Here is a 19,803-nt window from a genome sequence, read left to right as displayed (position 1 = left end):
CATTTATATAGTGCCTGGGAGAGCACCATCCATGTCATCCGCACTGACCGAATGGGCTGTATTCACTTATTTTGCTTCTTTTTCATTCTGAACAGCCGGTTCCGGGTGCACTTATTCCCGTGGCCTGTGCCAGAAGCGGCACTGTTGCAAATATGGCGAATGGGAAACTGCTGGCGTCATGACAAAGCTTACATTTCAAAAACTCTGCTCACCAGGCGCATCTCGCCCTGAGGATCACCATAATAAAACGGTGATGCCTGCCCTTTGCGTAGTGCACGCATCACCTCAATACCTTTGATCGTGGCGTAAGCCGTCTTTATGGTTTTAAATCCCAGCGTGGCATCGATTATCCTTTTCAGCTTGCCATGATCGCATTCAATGACGTTATTCCGGTACCTAATCTGTCGGTGTTCAACGTCAGGCTGACATCGGCCTTCGCGTTTCAGCAGCGCGAGCGCACGGCCACAGGTGGGCGCTTTATCTGTGTTGATGAATCGAGGGAGCTGCCACTTCTTCACGTTGTTGAGGATTTTACCCAGAAACCGGTAGGCGGCTCTGCTGTTACGACGTGGGGAGAGATAAAAATCTATGGTGCGGCCCCTGTTGTCGACTGCCCGGTAAAGATATGCCCGGCGGCCATTCACCTTCAAGTAAGTTTCATCAATGTGTCACGGGTTGAGATCGGAAGGGTTACGCCAGTACCAGCGCAGTCGTTTTTCCCTTTCAGGCGCATAACGCTGAACGCAGCGGTAAATCGTGGAGTGATCGACATTCACACGACGCTTAGCCAGCTTCTCCTGCAGCTCACGTTAGCTGATGCCGTATTTAAATACCAGCGGACTGCCCACAAGATGATGTCACGCTGAAAATGCCGGCCTTTAAATGGGTTCATGTGCCGCTCCGTCAGCAAAAGGTGACGATAAGTTTATCACCTCCGGATTTTTGCAACAGTGCCATTCAGACTATATCTCAGCGATGTCTGCATATGCGTTTTTCAATAGTTGCTTTATGAAAGAAATGAGTCAATATGACCTGTATTGTCGGTTAAAACGAACATGAGGATGCCTGAATGATTAACGGCATTTTAGGTTATAGTTATGCAGTACACAATGCCAGTAAATCAGCACCATCAGGCAGAACTGACTGTTATTCAATGTAATTAAAAGCATTGCTTTATTTAAACCCTGACGTTATTGAGTAATTAACCTCCTGTTGCTGCTCTGTAATGGCCGGGAAATCTTAAAACCATACTGGAATAAAGCTTAGTGGATGTTGCTATTGATTAAAGATACATCCTGCCGGATGGTTTCGTTAAATCCGGATGTGTTTCCAGCGTTATGGATAAAAATACGCTGTGTCTGAAGGATGATTAAATGTTATGAAACATCAGGAAGTCCGGTCTTTCGTGTATTGACATGGCGCCATGCTTAATGTAACTCATTGAATATGGGTGGGTATTTATTCTCCGATATTTTAATGTGGTTCTTTTTTTAAAGATTATGTAATTAAATGTATTGATGATGGCTTAAAGTCTGGTAGCAGGGTCGTTACATTAACATACATGTTAACCGTCCTTTAATTAGCTGCTTTCTTTTGTATTTTATTTGTTGTTCATCCCCCCTGGGAAACTAAGGGTATACGCGGCGCAATAAGGACTTTTTATTTTACCGTCACACGGGAGAATGAGGTAACCCAATAAAAAATAGCCGCTAAATTCTGCAGCATCAGGCTGATTCTGGGGTAATTGCAGATGTTTCTTTTTGTTACCTGATTGTCGGGAAATGTATTTTCACTGAAATCGGGCGGCTTTTATTTTTCGCGTTATTTCACTTAGGATAATTCCTGGATAAACCAGATGAGCTCCCCCCGCTGTGTTCAGGAATAAAAAAGTGGGCGCTCTAATCATTCACAGGAGTTACCTGATTATGTTTTTAAAAAAATCACTTTTAACCGTCGCCCTGTTTTCCTCCTTTGCGTTCACAGCCGCTAATGCCGCTGACGGAACCATTACCATTAACGGGGAAATCATTGCCGCCGGATGTGAAGTCACCACAACCGACCAGACGCAGACCATTTCTCTGGGAACCGTTGCTGAAAGTTCATTTGGGGCTGTAGGCTCTACGGCCAGCTCAGCTTCATTCAGTATCAGTATGGAAAATTGCCCGGCAGCATTAACCAATGCCCGCGTTGTGTTTGACGGTAACCGTGATTCCAGCGACTCTTCTCTTCTGCAGGTCGATGGTGGCGCAGCCGGCGTGGCCATTGCCGTCTTCGACGCCCGTAATGATTCCCGGGTTCCGCTGGGCGTGGCGTCAAATCCGGCCACGGTGACAGGGCAAAACGCCACGCTTGACTTTAATGCCCGTTACCAAAAGACCGCCGCGACTATTACCCCGGGTCAGGCAAATGGTGTGCTACGATTTACCGTGCAGTATCAGTAATTCCATGTAGTGTTTGTCATTCAGAGTAATACCTGCATCCTGTATAGCGATGGCGGCACGCGCTGCCATCGCTGATGTGATCCTGACGGAGGCGTAATGCGCGGTGGTCATCTCTTAACCTGCCTGTTTTTACTTATTGCCGGCATGCATACTGCGTCGGCCAGCATTATCCCCGGAGGGACACGGGTTATTTTCCCTGAGGCGAACAGGGAGGTGTCGTTATCCATTCGAAACGCGGATAAGGCAACCGACTATCTTGTCCAGTCATGGCTGGATAATGAGAATGACGGTAATACGGCCAGAGTCCCTTTTGTTATCACCCCTCCCCTGTTCAGACTGGATCGTGAAAAGGAAAGCATTCTGCGGATCGCCATTACCGGCGCGTCTTTACCTGCCGACCGGGAATCCCTTTACTGGCTCAGTATTAAAGGGATTGCCGCCACGCCAAAAAATCAGGAGCAGAATCATCTCCAGGTCGTCGTCCGCCACCGCCTTAAACTGATCTACCGGCCACGGGCATTAAACAGTCAGGGGGCGGCTGAAGCCTACAAGTCACTGCAGTTCCGGCGTCAGGGCCAGACCCTTATTATCAACAACCCCACGCCTTACTACGTCTCCTTTTTCAGTCTTAAAGTCGGGGGCGTCAGCGTTGATAATCCAGGCATGGTTCCCCCGTTCGGGGAACACCGGGTCAGCGCATCCGGCAGTGGCGTTATCGAATGGCAATCCGTTAACGACTTCGGCGCGGGCAGTCCGGTAGCCCGCCAGTAGGCGGATGCTGTTTTCCCGCCACTTTTCAGATGGCTTTTGATAATGAAGGGTCATTTTTTCTCAGGGACACCGGATGATAAGAAACAACAACATCAGCCTTCTCATTCTGGTTGGCGCGGGGCTTATCTCATCTGAGGGAAAGGGCGAGATGCACTTCAACCCGGCAGCGCTTCGGCTGGGCCCGGGCAGCCCGACCATTGAGGATCTCAGTATGTTTGAACGCGGCGCCCAGTCCCCCGGGCGTTATCGCGTTGATATCTATGTTAATAATGCGTTTCAGGGTACCCGGGACGTTGAGTTTGTTACCGATAATGACCGGCTCGCGCCTGTCCTGACTGTCGGGTACTGGCGCACCCTGGGGGTGAAAGAAAACGCGTTTCCTGCGGTGCTGAAAGAGAATGCCGTGGTGAGCGACCCCGGCCTTTATATTTCCGGAGCCAGCGCACGGCTGGACATCAACCAGCTCCGCCTCGACCTCAGTGTTCCGCAGGCAGCCCTTGATTTTCGGGCCAGGGACGCCATCGACCCGGCGTTATGGGATAACGGGGTGCCCGCATTTCTGCTCAACTATGGCATTAACAGCAATAATATCTGGCAGGAGGACACGACCAGCAATCATCTGTTTTTACGTCTGGACAGCGGCCTGAATCTGGGCGCCTGGCGTCTGCGAAATAACGCAACCTATACCCGCAACGTCAGTCAGTACACTGAAAACAGTGAAGAGTCCGGCCGGCGTGTCCGGCGCAGTGATGGCGACGGATGGAACAGCCTTAATACCTTTCTGCAGCGGGATATCCCCTCCCTGACCGGCCGGCTCACGCTTGGACAGTCCTCTACCCCCGGCGATTTGTTCGACAGCGTACAGTTTCAGGGGATCCAGATCGCCTCGGATGATTCGATGCTGCCGGACAGCCTCAGGGGGTTTGCCCCGGTCGTGAGGGGGATTGCCCGCAGTAATGCGCAGGTGACAGTCAGACAGAACGGCCAGGTTATTTACCAGACCGCGGTGGCGCCCGGAAATTTTGAAATCCGGGATCTGTATCCCACCGCCAACAGCGGCAATCTGGACGTGACGATCCGGGAAGAAGACGGCAGTGAAAATACTTTCATCCAGCCCTTTTCTGCGGTTCCCGGCATGCAGCGTGACGGAAACTGGCGCTATGCCTTTACTGCCGGGCGCTACCGTTCCTGGGGAGATAATATCCGTGAGCCTGATTTTGCCCAGGGTACGCTCCAGTATGGCCTGAGTAACAGCACCACAATGTATGGCGGAAGTATTTTCTCCGCTGACTATACCTCCGGATTACTGGGCATCGGTCAGGGGCTGGGTAACCTCGGCTCGGTGTCATTCGACGTCACCCATGCCAGAACGCAGTTTGACTCCACGCTGACCCGAACGGGGGAGTCTTACCGCCTGCAGTACGCCAAGGATGTTATGCAAAGCGGCACTTCTCTGGTACTCGGCGGATACCGCTATTCCGGCACGGGATTCTACTCGTTTAATGAAGCAAATGAGGCGCTGCCCCGCACTGCCGGGGATGATGACACACTGGAGTTATGGCGACGGACGCATAACAAACGCAGCAGACTTCAGGCTCAGGTAACTCAGAATTTGGGGCAGTATGGCTCCCTAAGTCTCTCTGCGTACCAGCAGGATTACTATAACGACAGCGGAACAGAGCGTACCCTGCTGCTGAGATATGGTATCACCCTGCAGGGAGCCAGTTACACCCTGAGTCTCAGCGACACCCGTTCCCCGATTAGCGATAACAACCGCCAGATTTTTTTCAGCGTTTCCGTCCCGCTTGAACGATGGCTGGCCGGCTCACGGGTCAGCTACAGCATGAGCGCGGATAACCGCAGCCGGATACGCAATGACGTCGGGCTGAGCGGAACGATGCTCGACAACCGTCTGAGCTGGAGCGCGCGTGAAGGGTATGCCAGCAGGGGCGAAGGAAACAGCGGCGGGGTAAGCAGTTCTTACAGCGGTACCTATGGCCGGGCCAGCGCGGGTTACAGCTACAACACCGACAGCCAGCAGCTGAATGCAGGCCTGAACGGCGGTATCGTGGTGCACCCCTGGGGCGTGACGTTGTCTCAGCCTCTCGGGGATACCATGGTACTGGTACGCGTCCCTGACGGGGCCGGCATCGATGTGAAGAACCAGCGCGGGGTGCGCACGGACTGGCGTGGGTATACCGTGGTGCCGTACGTGTCGGCCTACCGAAGAAACAACGTGGCGCTCCGTACGGAATCCCTGCCGGATGAGGTGGAACTTGAGGAGCCAGTCCAGACGGTCATCCCGACACGTGGCGCACTGGTGGTGGCGGACTACCAGGCGAACGTGGGGGCCAGGGTTCTGGCGACGGTCAGCTACCGGGGTAAGCCCGTGCCGTTCGGTGCCAACGCCTCACTCTGGGTCCAGGAAAAGAATGTCAGCAACAGTTTTGTGGGGGATAACGGTGACATCTATCTGAGCGGCGTGCCGGAACGGAGCCAGCTGCACGTGCAGTGGGGCAAAAGCCCGGAGCAGCAGTGTACGGGAGAGGTAATACTTAGTCCTGCTCAGAAAGGGGAGCGCTTCAGAACGGCACAGATTGACTGTCGCTGAGGGAATACTCCGGAATCAGATTAGCTTATAAGGAAACTAAAGATGGTAATATCAGGTCTCTGTGCCAGGCTGGCATTTTTGAAGGCGGTGGCTGCAAGTGTATTAATAATGGTAACTGGCGCGGCTAACGCTGAATGCCTTCCGGTGGCACTGCAGGAACAGGTCATTGATATGGGGGAGGTTGTGTTCACCCCAGATATTAACCCTGGTATACTTAAAGTTGTTAAAATAGAATATCCTTCTGTTGTGTTAGGCGATGATGCCGGATGCCGCCTTACCCCGGTCTTATGGTTTACCAGTCATCTGCCGGTTCTACGGCGCTTTGCCGTTTATTTAACTAGTAGCGAGGCGGGTTTTATCTCATCTAACTGGGACCGGATTATAGTCATCACCAGCAACGGAAATTCACGTTTCTTATCCGCCAACTCCATAGGAACTGATTCCATTCGTGAAATTACGGGCGGCCACGCATATGGTGTGGTAACGACAACGAGCGCAGGAAACTCACTGCCGTTTTCCGGAGCTTACAGGCAGCCAATATATGAGGTTTCGAATGAAGCTGGGCAGGTCGTCTGGAGAGTGGTAATTTCAGGTACAGGAATATATATTCCTGTCTACCTGACCACTGATAACGTAAATGTCACCTTGCCTCCGATATTATCAACTGACTTACAGGGTCCGGGTTCTGTTGCGGGCAGAACCGTAATACCGCTCAGTATTATATCGGAGAATGTTGTTTCGCAAAACTTTATCAGCTTCGATGCCAACACGGTCACGAGTGGCAACATCATTATTCCTGACCACGGGGCTGATACCGGCGTGGGATTTCAGATTGTGAATACCTCATCGGGTACGCCCGTTCAACTGGGGCAGCCTCAGTTAGTCCCAGGGAATATTAACGGTGTTTTTGAAAATTTCAGTGTCCAGTATATCCAGGTCGCAGACAGCGTAAATGGCGGCCAGGTTTCTGCTGTGGTGACAATGACGTTGACCTATCAGTAGCGAGAATATGCCGAACAACCTGCACGCGGCCCTGAATGGTGGTCATATAAAAAACAGATTGTACAGTACGGGCACGTTTCAATCGCTCCTGGACTCAGGACATATCAGGGAATATGCGAATGAAGAGCCTGTAAGTAATTCTGTGTAACTGCCCACTCGTTAAAGGTAATCGCTCAGGCGGTCACCGAACTCAATAATAAAGCGACTCATCGCCAGACGCCAGTTCTGGATCGGCATACTCCATTTTTTCGACGCATCCTTGATCGCCAGATAAATAACCTTCCGCACCGAGTCATCTGTCGGGAACACTTTACGTTTTTTAATCGCAGCCCGGATCACGCTGTTCAGCGATTCTATCGCGTTCGTGGTGTAGATGGCCTTGCGGATATCCGGCGGGTAGCCGAAGAACGTATTCAGGTTTTCCCAGTGCGCACGCCAGCTTTTGCTGATTTGTGGATACTTGTCGTCCCACTCACCCGCGAACGCATCCAACGCTATCAGCGCTGCCTCTTCGGTCGGAGCCTGATAAACCGCCTTCAGTCCGCTGGTGACGGCTTTGTAGTCCTTCCAGGACACGTATTTCAGGCTGTTACGTACCATATGGATGATACACAGCTGGATATGGGTCTGCGGGTAGACGCTGTTTATCGCATCCGGGAAGCCCTTCAGTCCGTCCACGCAGGCTATCAGGATGTCCTGAAGGCCTCGATTTTCAGTTCCGTCAGCACACTCAGCCAGAACTTTGCGCCTTCATTTTCGGCCAGCCACATACCCAGCAATTCTTTCTGGCCTTCGGTGTTGATACCCAGCGCCAGGAAGACGGCTTTGTTTATCACACTGCCATTCTGGCGAACTTTCACGACAATACAGTCCATATAAACAATGGGATACAGCGCATCCAGTTGTCGGTTTTGCCACTCGGTGACCTGCTCTTTTACGGCGTCGGTGACCTTAGATATCAGCGTGGGCGACACATCGGCATCGTACATCTCTTTGAAGGTGGCGACGATTTCTCGCGTGGTCATGCCTTTGGCGTACAGGGACAAAATCTGGCTGTCCATCTGCGTAATACGCGTCTGGTGCTTCTTAATCAGCTGAGGTTCGAAGGTGTTTTCACGGTCACGCGGCGTGTTCAGTTCGATCTCGCCGTCATCGCAAAGCAGAGTTTTTGATGTGTAGCCATTGCGGGTGTTCGAGCCGGATTTAGGGACATTTTTCTCATGCCCGAGATGGTCAGTCAGCTCAGCATTTAACGCTGTTTCGACGGTTAGCTTCGTCAGCATACGAGAAAACTGGTTAAGATCAGCTTCAGTTTTAATGCCCTTAGCCAGTTCAGCCGCCAGCGCTTTGAGTTTCTTTTCGCCCATAATTTACCTGTTTCGTTGTTGAAGTGAACATATCAAAAACAGGCAGATACACAATTTAAATTATAGTCTCCCGACATTTCTTTGAAGAGAATGACTTCAACATTGTCCATCGCCATCTATCTGGCCGAATAACTATTCAGATATTCCTAATTCATCTAACAAGAATATATGACGATAATGCCATTATCATTGGCTGCCGTAAAATTAACCACCTCTAAGCTTACAAATCAGGAATAAACCCTTCTTCCCGCAGTACCTTAATCACCCCACGTATCAGATACGAGTTAGAAAATTTCGCCGTATAGGTACGAGCCCCTTCTTCTACTGGCTGGAGCAGTCCCCGCTCAATCAACTTACCAAGCTGATAAGTCACCTGCGTCGGTTTCAGGTCTGGCAAAACGGCGCGGAGATCGCCCGCTTTTATCGTTCCCAGTTCGACGGCACGTTTCAGAACCTTCGATTCCAGCGGGTTTATCAATCCTCTCTCCGATGAAAAATCGATAGCCGGATGCAGGATTTTTTCACTCAGAAAAGCGTGGTTTGTCAGTTGATCAACTTTCTTCAGCTCAGAGGAGATCCCCGAAAGCACATATAAACACCATTTTTCCAGCCCCTGCTCTGTTCCCTTATCGGCTAAAGAAAGCATGGCGTAATAGCGTTCACGATCGTTACAGAATACCGCTGTCGGATTGAGAACCCTCCCGCCAGTCTGAACATTAAAACCATATTTGATAAGCAACGCATAGGTCAGCAGTCTGACCGTTCTGCCATTACCATTGCCAAAGGGATGTATCCAGCCAAAGCGGTGATGCACCAGTGCAATCTTCATCAGATCGTACTTTGGCTTATCGGCACGGTTAATGAAGGCAGTCAGTTCCGCCATATAATCAGCAACGCGGATGTGGTCCGGCGGCAAATGGTCAGACTGAGCAATGCTGACGTTATGTTGCCGATATGCGCCGGGCGTTCTGTCGCCTTCCTGTTGCAAGCCGACTACTGCCAGACTATGCAACTCGCGGATAAAATACTCCGTTATCGCATCGCCATCGTTCAGGTATTCGTCTATGTACTCCATCGCAGCTTCAATATTGTTGATTTCTTTAAGCTGGTCCGTCGAACTCTGCGTTCCTTCAACCTTACTTTCAACATAGTCGGCAAGCGTGGTGTGGTTTCCCTCAATCCTTGCAGAGCCAAGACTCTCAAGCATGTGGAAAACGGCCTTCAACTGCGCAAACAGGATAGGGTGAACATCGGTTTCCAGCCGCAGGTGCCGGAGTAACTCCAGCTCCGTCAGCGCATCGACCAAAGGGGAGTCAAAGCTGGGGTTCAGAAGCGAGAGTTCAAAGTGATTAAATTGAGCCATGATGTTTAGTTATCTCAACTGGTGCATGACGGTATCTCAAAAGTATAGCAAAAATACTAATATAATCTATATATTAGAAATAATATCGTTTCTGATTATCTCAAAACCTTTGTTCAAACATATCAAATGTAAGTTTGAAAGATGTTCAATTCGAAGGGAGACGGGGCTTTGATTGCGTAATGCAGTATGGATTGTTTAGAACCGTTATGTGTGGAGTTCTATCCACTATATGTGGACCTCATACCGTTATGTGTGGACCTGACTCCACATATAACGAAGCCCCACTCGCAAAAGAATGATTTTTCGTGATAACCATCACACAAATATAGTGATTTCTTGTGGGGGCTTTAGTGGGGGCGCTGTTTGCGAGAAACACCAACAAAACCAATAACAAACAGCATGTTAATCGTGGATATGATTCCGAGTCCGGCACCACTTTTCTGTTTTTATGCTTCTTTAAGAATCCCATCGTGTATTAAATTCAACAGGTTAGCCTAAAAACCTTTCCAGACACGTATCTATTTATCTCCAGGTATCCGGAAAATTTGGGGTCAGATTGCGGGTCATTCAGTTCGATGAATGAAGAGACCCTCATATGACAGCAAAATTCTACAAGCTCACCGACTCACAAGGCCTGTACCTGACGATATCCGCCAGCGGCTCTAAGCTATGGTATTTCCGCTACCGTTTTGAAGGTAAGGAAAATCGTCTGGCCTTTGGCCCCTACCCACAGGTTACGCTGGCGGAAGCCCGCGAAAAGCGCGATGCAGCGCGTAAGTTGCTGGTATCGGGTGTTTGCCCTTCCCTGCCCCGCAAGGCGGAAAAAGCTGCGATAGATGAATCTCGCACGTTTAAATTTATCGCCACCGCGTGGCACACCAGTTGCCTTAAGTTATGATTAGAAGACCACGCCGACAAGATCATGACCTGCCTGAAGCGCTACGTCTTTCCTGATATTGGCGCAATGGACGTTGCCGGGCGGGTGCGCCAGTATCTGACCAAAATCATGCGCCACGCGGTACAGCAGGGGGATCGTCATGGCCCCGGTTGTGGCCCAACATCACCCCGCCCCTGAAATGCCTGCCGGAGCAGATAAAAGAAATTACCGCAGAGTCCGTTTTCATGTTTGCTGGTGCGCACTCCATGAACAAGCTTACTGAATACGAAAATCAATATTATCAACGGCTCGGAAGTGTCTAGATTATCCGTGGCGATTCATTACTTACCGATGCAGTAATTACTTTTGATCTGGAAAGGAGCGATACAGTTACCTGTGAAATACTGGAATCTATTCATAATGAGTTACAGGAAAAGCCTGACTACCAAAGAGACGCACAGCAGTTTTTTTCTGATCCTGTACTACACAATTTTATTCGTAACGTCACGTGAAAACATGTCGATGGGTTCAGTATCTGGAATCGAGTATTTATTTAATCAAGATCCGAAAGTAGCAGAAGAAATTTCAATAGAAATCAAATTAGTAAGTAATTGATTGTTTCCGACTCCGGGCAGCACTTATTTATAATCCTCGCTTAGGCGGGGGAGTTCGCTCTCTGAGTCAACAAATTTTTGGTTTTGCAGTAGCTACCTTCATGCTCAGTTTACCCGGAGACAACGATAAACATGGTGGCCTGCCACAGACACGAATGCCCAGCCACTTACTTTATTAAGTGACTGGGCTGAGCGAGGAAAGTCAACGCACATGTACCTGGAAAAATGAGGTGTGTGACGCTGACGATCTATGGTTGAAGTGTACCTTTATCGCTATTGCGATGCCTGTTTCAAAGATTAAGCAAGGTTACCGCCCGAAGGCATTGTCTCCATTCATTAATTGACAACGATAGTTGGATCAAGACGGCCATAACCAACCAATATCTGCCGTTGTCCTAAGCCATCAAGCTTATAGAGAGCAAAATTAATAGTGAAATCTTCCGAACCAGATTTAGAAATAGAGGAGCTAAATTGACTAAATGTCATTTCCTTATATTTCGCGGGTAAACCGTCAGCGGAATTCACATCAGGAATAACGGCCTCCTTTCGGATAAAGATATTTTGCCGAAACGGATTAAATACCCGATCACCTCTAACATGTTCTATTTTATATACAATTGCAGCATCATCTGAGTTGGCGTATACAGACATTCCCGTAAATGAAACTATGTCGTTAACATTAGCTTTAAATTTCAGATTCGCAGTCCCTTGCCCTGAAATAACTTCACGACAATCTGATACAGTCAATTGGATCAAACTTGTATCATTAATCCAGGTTGGATTATTTTTATCCTGACTGAGTACCGGATATTTTTTTCTAATACGATCAGTATCAATTAACGCATGCACATAAATAAACATATTACTTGCATTGACAATGCTTTTGTCTTCCGTATCCATTTTCGTTTCCTTTATTGACAAATGATCAGATTAAAATAAGCATTATTAAAACAGACAGCAATCCGCCCTTTAAATAAGGCAACCTCCTCTTATAATCAGAAATAAGAAAATCCTATACCAGATGAAACGACAATCCAAAAATAAACTTTTTTTAATGCTGTAATAGTGATCAGGTTATCAATATCTGAATAAATTTAGTGGTTCCCGTATAACCAGCAATCAGATACATTCAAAGGAACTATAAAAAATGCAATAAATATACAAAAAACTTATTGATCATGTAGTTGCACACACACCAATATGAAAAAGAACAGATTAACGATATCTACAGACTCTTTTGACGGTCTTGCTGATGTGAGATGCAATAGTGACAATTCAAATATTCCAGTATGTATTCAACGCGAAACAGTATTGCTTTTCCGCGAGGGATTTAACTGCGCGGAGAATTTAATTTAGACTGCTATCATCATTGGCATCCTGGCATTTCCTCACGTAATAATTGCGGCCAAATGGCCCCCCAGTCGGAACCGTGTGCCATTCCCTCTACCACCTTCACCCGCACACAACGTCCCCCAACGGCCTGCTTAAAACGCCTGGCGACACCAGCAGGCACTATTTCATCAGCTCCTCCGCTGAAATGAAGCTGGGGTAGTTTGTGCAACTGCCTGGCACTGTGTATGGCGCTAAGCGCATTCGGCATTGGCGTCACATCGTGCAGCCGGTTGACCCAGTCAACGTCAAGGTTACCGGCAACGGTGCGTAATGACTGCACATCCGTGCGGTGAGAGGCAAGCAGCGCTGCAATATTTCCCCCGCCCGAATAGCCCACTACATCGAGTTTTACGCCCGGATAACGTCTGGTAATTAGGTTTACGCCCTCATTCATAGCGTCAATTACGGGAGGTGCAAAACGGTCACTGGTCCACTATTTCTCCTCACAAACGCCAGGGAACGGCGTGGCTATAAACTGGCAGGGACGGGCAAGGTACAGCACGTTTGCCTGCGGGTCGGCAGCGGTAAGACGCAGCCCTGTTGGCTGGTGCGGCGTAGGATCGTCAGAGGGATGTTGGCGGCTTCTCCAGGCGAAACCATCACCTTCGATATACACACGAATGGATGTAACAGGTGCAATAAAACGGCTCCATGTGGCTAACGGGAAAGAATTCACCGCAATATATTCACTGTTCAGACCAGATGCGCGGGCAATCCGCTTTGCTTCGCCACGATAAACTACCGAAACACAGCCTGCAAATAAAAAAGATAAATGAATCAATACGCCACTGAAGACTACCCGGGGCTTTATTTGCATAACATCAATGAGCCTTAAGTAAAATTAAAATCACCATAAAATACAGGGCTTTGCTTTATTCTAAAATAATTAAACAGAGCTTATTGTCTTCTGCAACAAACTGTATATTCTTCGCCCCAACAATATCGGACCAATCCGAAAATATTGCATCTGCAACTTCACACTATCGCAACTATGTGGCGGCTCACCATGGAAAAAAACAATAATAATTTCATACTGATACCGGACCAAAACGGTGCAATTTTTAATAGCGGCACTATAGATAAACTGCATAATACAGGGACAATCAGTAATGGCTCGCTGAATTCTTTACTAATGGGGCAGTTATTTACCGGGGAACTGTCCATAGCCTTATTAATGACAATGAAATTAAGGGGGGTGCCTGGGGCATTACTAACTATGGCAATATTGACGCCCTTGAAAACAACGGAAGTCTCACGGCCAATGATTACGGGATCTCTTCGAATAGTTCCAGCAACGAGCGTGTCGTCGACATCATTAACAACGGGACGATTTCCGCTAATTACGCCGGTATTTACCTCTCAAGCTATAGCAACCTCAACCCAGCCACCACCATTGTCAACAAGGGCACTTTAACCGGCGGTACTTATGCGCTTTATATCCACAACGATACTAACGCCAGCTCCAGCATCACGCTGACCAATAGCGGCATGGTATCTGGTGATATTTACTCCACGAGTTCAATGCCGTTAATCATTAACGGTGGCACGGCCGCTGCTGGTACTTTAACCGGGTTAACGGGTATCGGTAATATCACCATCACTCGTTCAGATGTGATATTGGGTTCCGGTGCGTTGGTGCTCAACGATAATATCAGTGCAGTAAGTGGACGCGTGCTCAACGATGCCGCGACCCTGCAGGTCAACAATAACATCAGCATCTCCGGCGATTATCACCAGAATGCAGCAGCGACCCTTATCTCTGGCATTTCAGACCTGGTCGCGGCGGATGGCAGCACACAGCGCGATTTCGGCTATGGGCGGCTGAACGTGAGCGGCAATGCGACGATCGATGCCGGATCACATGTAAATCTGCTGCGCACCGGTAGTACCTACAATTTTGCCGATGGGCAGCGCTACGTGGTCGTTAGCGCCGCAGGGGCGAACTCTCAGTTCAACGCAGAGCAACTAAATTATAAAGCCGTTGGTTATGCCGGGGCGGTTAAAGGGTCGGTGTACGATGACGGCGTCAGTAAAACGCTGGTCATAACGTTAGGGACTGAACCTGTTGTCACACCGCCGGTGGTCACGCCGGAACCGACCCGACCGGTACTTGCAACGATGCCAGGGGCGAAAGCGGCTCTGGGTGGCCTCGCAAATTACACAGGGATCGCTTCACCGCAGTTGCTTGAGCTTTATAACGCCTCTCTGGCGATTAAAGGGGAGCGGGAAGCAAACCGTGTTGGCGAGCGTCTGTCGGCTGCGCAAAACCTCAACACCCGTTTGGCTGCGGCAATCGCAACGTCAACGGCGCAGGCGGTAGTTGGCGCTCATATTGATGCAGTACGTAACCCGAGCAGCGCTGGCGCAAGTGGGGTTGCAACCGGTGATGATTACGAAAGCAACTGGATAGTCTGGGGCCAGCCGTTTGGCGATTATGCCCACCAGGACAGCACTGCAGAGGTAAGTGGTTACACGGCTAAATTTGGCGGGTTGATCCTCGGGGCCGATCGCGCCCTGGCTGATGACTGGCGAATGGGCGCCGCGCTGAACTATAGCAACACCTCCGTGCGTGGCAAAGATAACCTCAGCGGCAACACCTCAACTGCGGATAACTATGGTGTGATTGGCTACGCGGGATACGCGGGCAATCCCGGGTATCTGAACCTGTCCGCTGGCCTCAACCGTCAGAGCTACAGCGCCGTGCGTCGGGCTGACTTTACCGGTTTCTCCGGCTCGGCTAACGGTAAATTCAACGGTCAGTCCATCACCCTGCAGAGTGAGTTAGGTTACCCGCTCAGACTGCCGGCTAACGTGATACTTACGCCGCATGCCGGCCTGACTTACGGCTACCAACATGTGGATGGCTATAAAGAAACGGGTGGTAGCGGTATGGCACTCGACGTTAGCAGCAGTCACACGCAGTCGGTTGTCAGCGAAATCGGTACCCGCATTGAGAAAACGTTCTCTACGGGACTGGGTAACCTGACGCCGTTTGCTCAGGTGACCTGGCTGCACCAGTACGATAATCGTCAGGCCAGCAGCCATGCGACTTACGCCGCAGATACGGTGGGTGAAACCGGTTTTATCTCCCGAGGCGCCGCGCCGGTAGAGGATATGGCTAGCGTTACCGTTGGTAGTACGCTCTACAGCGAAAATACGCTGAACCTGGATGCTCGCTATGATCTTCAGGCGGGCGCGCGCTACCAGACGCATACCTTTAGCCTGCGTTTACGCAAGATGTTCTAGCCGTTTCTGGTTCAACGGGGCCGCAAAAGGCCCCGTTGAACCTATTACTATCTCCTTTTAATCAAAGAGCATTGACTTCAAAACAATGCTCTCCCACGAGATGTAACTGAAAGTCTACAAGTTAAAGATCAATCGGATGGCAAAACGAAAGAAGCGCAAGGGCATACACCTCATCTACCCTGACACTGTAAGCGAACCAGTGGATTTAGTGCGCAAATAACTCATCGATATCGCTAATATCGGTGTAATGACTGCCATCATAAGCGCACAGCAGTTTACTTCACCCGTTTGGGACACCTGTTCATCTCCCACTTTCACATTTGTGACCACATCATCTGCGAAGGCCACCTGGAAACAAGATGTAAAAACATAATATATTTAAGTGGTTGAAGATAATAAATTTTGACCCACTTCACATAATTGTCTTTTAAACTTGCTAAATATAAAGTTTGCTATATTAGTAGTATATAAATCGGGTAATTATACATTATCAGTATTCCCTTCCCCATTTCATGCATACATTATTTACGGAGCCACTTATGGATTTCGAGAAAAATTTAACCCGAAAAATACTTGATCCTATACATGGAATTATAAGAGTCACTAATCTAGAAATGGCAGTTATCGATCACCCTTTATTTCAAAGATTAAGAAATATCAAACAAAACTCATTTCTCTATAAAATTTTTCCTTCTGCTGTACATAGCCGTTTTGAACATTCATTAGGAGTCCTTCACTTATCATATGAGATAATTGAAAATCTTAGATTAAATGCCATTAGATATCATAATAAATACCAAGATGGTCATGTATTTTGCAATATAAGTGAAATCCCACCCCAGAACATTCAGGAATTGAGGCTAGCAGCACTTCTTCATGATGTTGGTCATGGCCCTATGTCGCATCAATTTGAAAGTTTTATGCCAACAAAAAAAGAGCTTAGAGAATTTTTTGGGAATAAATACAGCGAAGTTTTCGACCTTATAAGTAATGATAACGACCCAGTCGAACATGAACACATCTCATTGATATTCGCCTCTATTATCCTTTCAGACATACGTAACGATATTATTGTTGATATAGACCCAGACAACGTACTAAAGATAATTGAGAAGAAATACTCTGATCAAAAAATAACATGTCAGATTCAGGGACATGAAGTTGATATATTGCCGTTATTAACGTCAATCATATCATCATGTCCCATAGATGCCGACCGAATGGATTACTTGCTAAGAGACAGCTATTTTTCGGGTGTAAAAAGTGGAATTTATGATTACAATAGGCTGTTTATGTCTATAGTACCTGTGGAATCTGAAGCTAAACTTTTTCTCGCCTATAAAGAAAGTGGTATTGATTGCGTTGTCGAATTTATTGGTGCTAGATCAAGTCTTTTCTCTCAAATATATTTCCATAAAACCAATCGCTCGATTTCATCCATGCTTAATATTATTTGTAACAACATGCAGTCAGGATCCCAGCCCAATCTCATTATTGATGATTTAAAAAATCAAAAAGCATCTAATCAGAATGCTGAACATTTACTGTCAGACTTTTATCTTGATTGTAGTGACGATCATTTTCTTAATGAAAAACTTGGTCAATGGATCGAAAAAACAAATACAACGTCCAGCAATGAAAAAATACTCGATGACATTATTAAACGACGCCCATGGTCTAAAGTCTATGAAAAAAAATATTATGCGAGCAACGTAACTATAACGGACACAGCATCTAAAGAAACCATTCAAAAAATAAAAAAACATCTAACCGACTTGATAAATAAATTTATAAAAGAAAATGAATTTGCTATCGACATTCAAACTGACGTTGCATTTAAGGACATAAATAAAACTGAAGTTAAACTTTTGGTAAAAAACCTCAATAATAGCTACGATGCAAAAAACCTTGAAGAATGCGGGCATAAATTAAACCAATACCAGACGATTAATTATATTTTCAGAGTATTTATCGACAGGGATGCGGCTAATTTTACACTGTTAAAAACAAGTCTTCCTTCAAATATTAATTCCATACTTGAGGAGCATCTTATTAAAAAATAATACGGTAAAGAGTGGCCCGGACATAGTCAGGGCCACCATAAATACCTAATCTTTCAACACAATCAACGGCTCAATATCACTCTCCTTCTTCACCACCAGCGAGTCATCTCCGCGCAGACATGCCCCGCCGTAGTTGCCACCCACCGTGAAGGTACAGACCTGAATGTACTTGCCGTCGACATTCGGCAGGCACCATAGCTGCTGATAAATATTTTTACGGTCACTAAACGTGCCGCTGGATTGATCCAGCAGTTCGTCCCCGGCGCCGATCAGATCGATATTGCTGCCGCAGCGCCCGGCGATCGGTTTAACGGCGTAACCGGTCTGCTTCAGCAGATCGTTGACCTCAAAATCGGTATCGAGAAGATAACGATGGTTCGGGAAGAGCTGCCATAGCACCGGCAGGATTGCCTTATTACCCGGGATCACCGTCCACAGCGGTTCGAAAACCAGCACTTCCGGGCGGAGCAAAACATCAATCAGGCGCACTTCGCCTTCAGGATGTCCGGTGCGGATCGGCACGGCAGCATATTCGGTTTCGCTCACCTCACGGATCTGCTCAATCGCCGTTTCCCACGCCCAGGTCTTCCATACGCAGTTAACGTGCCGGCCTTCGTCGTCTATCAGCTGTCCGGCACTGTCCCAACTTAGCCCACCCAGCCCGTGCAGGATCCGGGTATCAAAACCCGCCTGCATCAGCGAACGCTGAATAAACAGCGCGTGATAATCTTCTTCTACATCATTGTCCTGCATGATGTGAACGAAAGGACGCGCGTGGCTGTGTTTCCATGCACCGGTAAGTTCTTCCAGTAAGCCCTCAGCCGGGTTATGGCCCGCGCCGCGATAACCTTTTTTGACCCACTCTTCGAGGATCAGCCCGCCCTCGGTGTGGCAGGACGCCGAGTCGGCGTTGTATTCATACACCTTGATGCCGCGCTCATCCATACAGAAATCCATACGACCGGTGATCATATGATGGCGACGCGATTGCCATGAGAGACGCAGGCGCGGCCAGAGAATTTTCGGGATGTCGAAAAGCGCCAGTAGGTTATCGTCCTTCAGCACCTTGTCGGTGGCGTGCAGATACATCAGGTGCAGTTCGTTGGTCGCTTTAATTAACTCCTGCTCAGCACTTTCGGTGATGGTGAAGTACTGGCAAGGATCTTGATTAATAACGTGGCCATTCGCGCGCACATAGGCCTGCTGCAGTGCATCATCTTCATTAAGCCATTTGCCGTCGTACTGACGGGTGTTCTTCAGGCGCGCACCGCTGATTTTCAGCAACTCGCCGTCGATTTGCGGTTGTGGAACAGAGTGCTCAGCCTCGTCCGTCTGGATCATCCAGCCGAGAATTTCTGTGTCATTAAACGTATCGTGGATCCGGTAACAACCGTTCCCGATGCTAAGGCGCAGCTCACGCGTCCACTGTTGCCCCAACGGCAGCGGAGAGTGAATGACGTTTTGCTCCGCAATACGCACTTTATCGCCCAACAGCTGGATGATAATCGCCACATGGCCGGTGTCATGAAACTCCCCCCCTTTTTGCCAGACTAACAACGCGCCCGTTTGCGGCGCGCGTGTCGAACCGTTGGCAAAGGCCTGTAGCGGCAGAATGTTATCGTTCACTACCTCACGTAAAAAGCGCAGAGAGAAAATCTCCCACGCCATACCGACGTCGGTAAAGACATAACCGTAATTGAGAAATAAGAAACGGCGGGCAAATTCAACACACTGCCACTTGTGGCCCATGTATTCGTTGCTGATATAGCTGCGGAACGCCGCGTCTTCCGGGTAGTTACGCGGGTCCAGACTGCCGTAGTTTGAAGAGTAAATTGCCACGCCACCCGGCGCATAGCCTAATAACGTCCCGAATGGAGCGTCAGTGCTTAACTTTCCTGTATGCATGTATCCAACCTAAAGCGGCAGGCGGCAATTTTTTGAGGAGTTGTCGTCTGCACGTTGCGATTAACCTGACAGAGGTAGATTTATCATACACCTGCAACGGTTCACAAATCTCCTGCTAAACTGCCTCAACACCTCACTGGAAAAGGCAGAC

General features: G+C 48.5%; 11 protein-coding genes and 3 pseudogenes. 7 read left to right on the top strand and 7 right to left on the bottom strand.

Annotated elements, in window-relative coordinates:
* Window positions 1-188: 188 nt before the first annotated feature.
* Window positions 189-892 (bottom strand): annotated as a pseudogene (locus tag NL510_RS04660) (IS6 family transposase).
* Between the two features lie 1,033 nt (window positions 893-1,925).
* Between NL510_RS04660 and NL510_RS04655 the strand changes: the two are divergent.
* The 4 genes from NL510_RS04655 (at window position 1,926) to NL510_RS04640 (ending at window position 6,825) form a co-directional block, all read left to right on the top strand.
* Window positions 1,926-2,441 carry a fimbrial protein gene (locus NL510_RS04655; RefSeq protein ID WP_253382011.1) on the top strand — a complete coding sequence of 172 codons (516 nt, stop codon included), beginning with the start codon at window positions 1,926-1,928 and terminating at the stop codon, window positions 2,439-2,441.
* 96 nt (window positions 2,442-2,537) lie between these two features.
* A complete protein-coding gene (locus NL510_RS04650; protein ID WP_253378016.1) occupies window positions 2,538-3,212 on the top strand; it encodes a fimbrial biogenesis chaperone in 675 nt (224 codons plus the stop codon).
* Between the two features lie 73 nt (window positions 3,213-3,285).
* Window positions 3,286-5,823, top strand: a complete 2,538-nt coding sequence (locus tag NL510_RS04645) for a fimbria/pilus outer membrane usher protein (RefSeq protein ID WP_253382009.1) — start codon at window positions 3,286-3,288, stop codon at window positions 5,821-5,823.
* 42 nt (window positions 5,824-5,865) lie between these two features.
* Complete coding sequence (locus NL510_RS04640) at window positions 5,866-6,825, top strand: fimbrial protein (protein WP_253382007.1); 960 nt, start codon at window positions 5,866-5,868, stop codon at window positions 6,823-6,825.
* A gap of 159 nt (window positions 6,826-6,984) precedes the next feature.
* Here the strand turns inward: NL510_RS04640 and NL510_RS04635 are convergent.
* Both NL510_RS04635 and NL510_RS04630 read right to left on the bottom strand, forming a co-directional pair.
* A pseudogene (locus NL510_RS04635) lies at window positions 6,985-8,192 on the bottom strand (IS256 family transposase).
* Between the two features lie 220 nt (window positions 8,193-8,412).
* Window positions 8,413-9,555, bottom strand: coding sequence for a Fic family protein (locus NL510_RS04630; RefSeq protein WP_253382005.1), 1,143 nt, complete (start codon window positions 9,553-9,555; stop codon window positions 8,413-8,415).
* A gap of 595 nt (window positions 9,556-10,150) precedes the next feature.
* Here NL510_RS04630 and NL510_RS04625 point away from each other — a divergent pair.
* A pseudogene (locus NL510_RS04625) lies at window positions 10,151-10,625 on the top strand (tyrosine-type recombinase/integrase); the annotation flags it as partial.
* A 757-nt stretch (window positions 10,626-11,382) separates the two neighbouring features.
* Here the strand turns inward: NL510_RS04625 and NL510_RS04620 are convergent.
* From NL510_RS04620 to NL510_RS22835, 3 genes are all read right to left on the bottom strand, one after another.
* Window positions 11,383-11,946 (bottom strand): inclusion body family protein, encoded by a 564-nt coding sequence (locus tag NL510_RS04620; RefSeq protein ID WP_253382004.1) that lies wholly within the window; start codon window positions 11,944-11,946, stop codon window positions 11,383-11,385.
* A gap of 466 nt (window positions 11,947-12,412) precedes the next feature.
* Window positions 12,413-12,832, bottom strand: a complete 420-nt coding sequence (locus NL510_RS22840) for an alpha/beta fold hydrolase (RefSeq protein ID WP_366518926.1) — start codon at window positions 12,830-12,832, stop codon at window positions 12,413-12,415.
* Window positions 12,833-12,871: 39 nt separating this feature from the next.
* Entirely contained in the window at window positions 12,872-13,255 is a 384-nt protein-coding gene (locus NL510_RS22835; RefSeq protein WP_366518925.1) for a hypothetical protein, read from the bottom strand.
* A gap of 704 nt (window positions 13,256-13,959) precedes the next feature.
* Here NL510_RS22835 and NL510_RS04610 point away from each other — a divergent pair.
* Together NL510_RS04610 and NL510_RS04605 are read left to right on the top strand one after the other, a co-directional pair.
* A complete protein-coding gene (locus tag NL510_RS04610) occupies window positions 13,960-15,684 on the top strand; it encodes an autotransporter family protein (RefSeq protein ID WP_253382002.1) in 1,725 nt (574 codons plus the stop codon).
* 539 nt (window positions 15,685-16,223) lie between these two features.
* Window positions 16,224-17,747 (top strand): HD domain-containing protein, encoded by a 1,524-nt coding sequence (locus NL510_RS04605; RefSeq protein WP_253381999.1) that lies wholly within the window; start codon window positions 16,224-16,226, stop codon window positions 17,745-17,747.
* Between the two features lie 45 nt (window positions 17,748-17,792).
* On the opposite strand, the gene gss is transcribed toward NL510_RS04605, so the two are convergent.
* Window positions 17,793-19,652, bottom strand: coding sequence for a bifunctional glutathionylspermidine amidase/synthase (gss, locus tag NL510_RS04600; protein ID WP_253381997.1), 1,860 nt, complete (start codon window positions 19,650-19,652; stop codon window positions 17,793-17,795).
* Between the last annotated feature and the right edge of the window lie 151 nt (window positions 19,653-19,803).

This window comes from unidentified bacterial endosymbiont (assembly GCF_918797525.1).
Classification (GTDB): domain Bacteria; phylum Pseudomonadota; class Gammaproteobacteria; order Enterobacterales; family Enterobacteriaceae; genus Enterobacter.
This window is presented reverse-complemented; position numbering and strand designations above follow the sequence as displayed.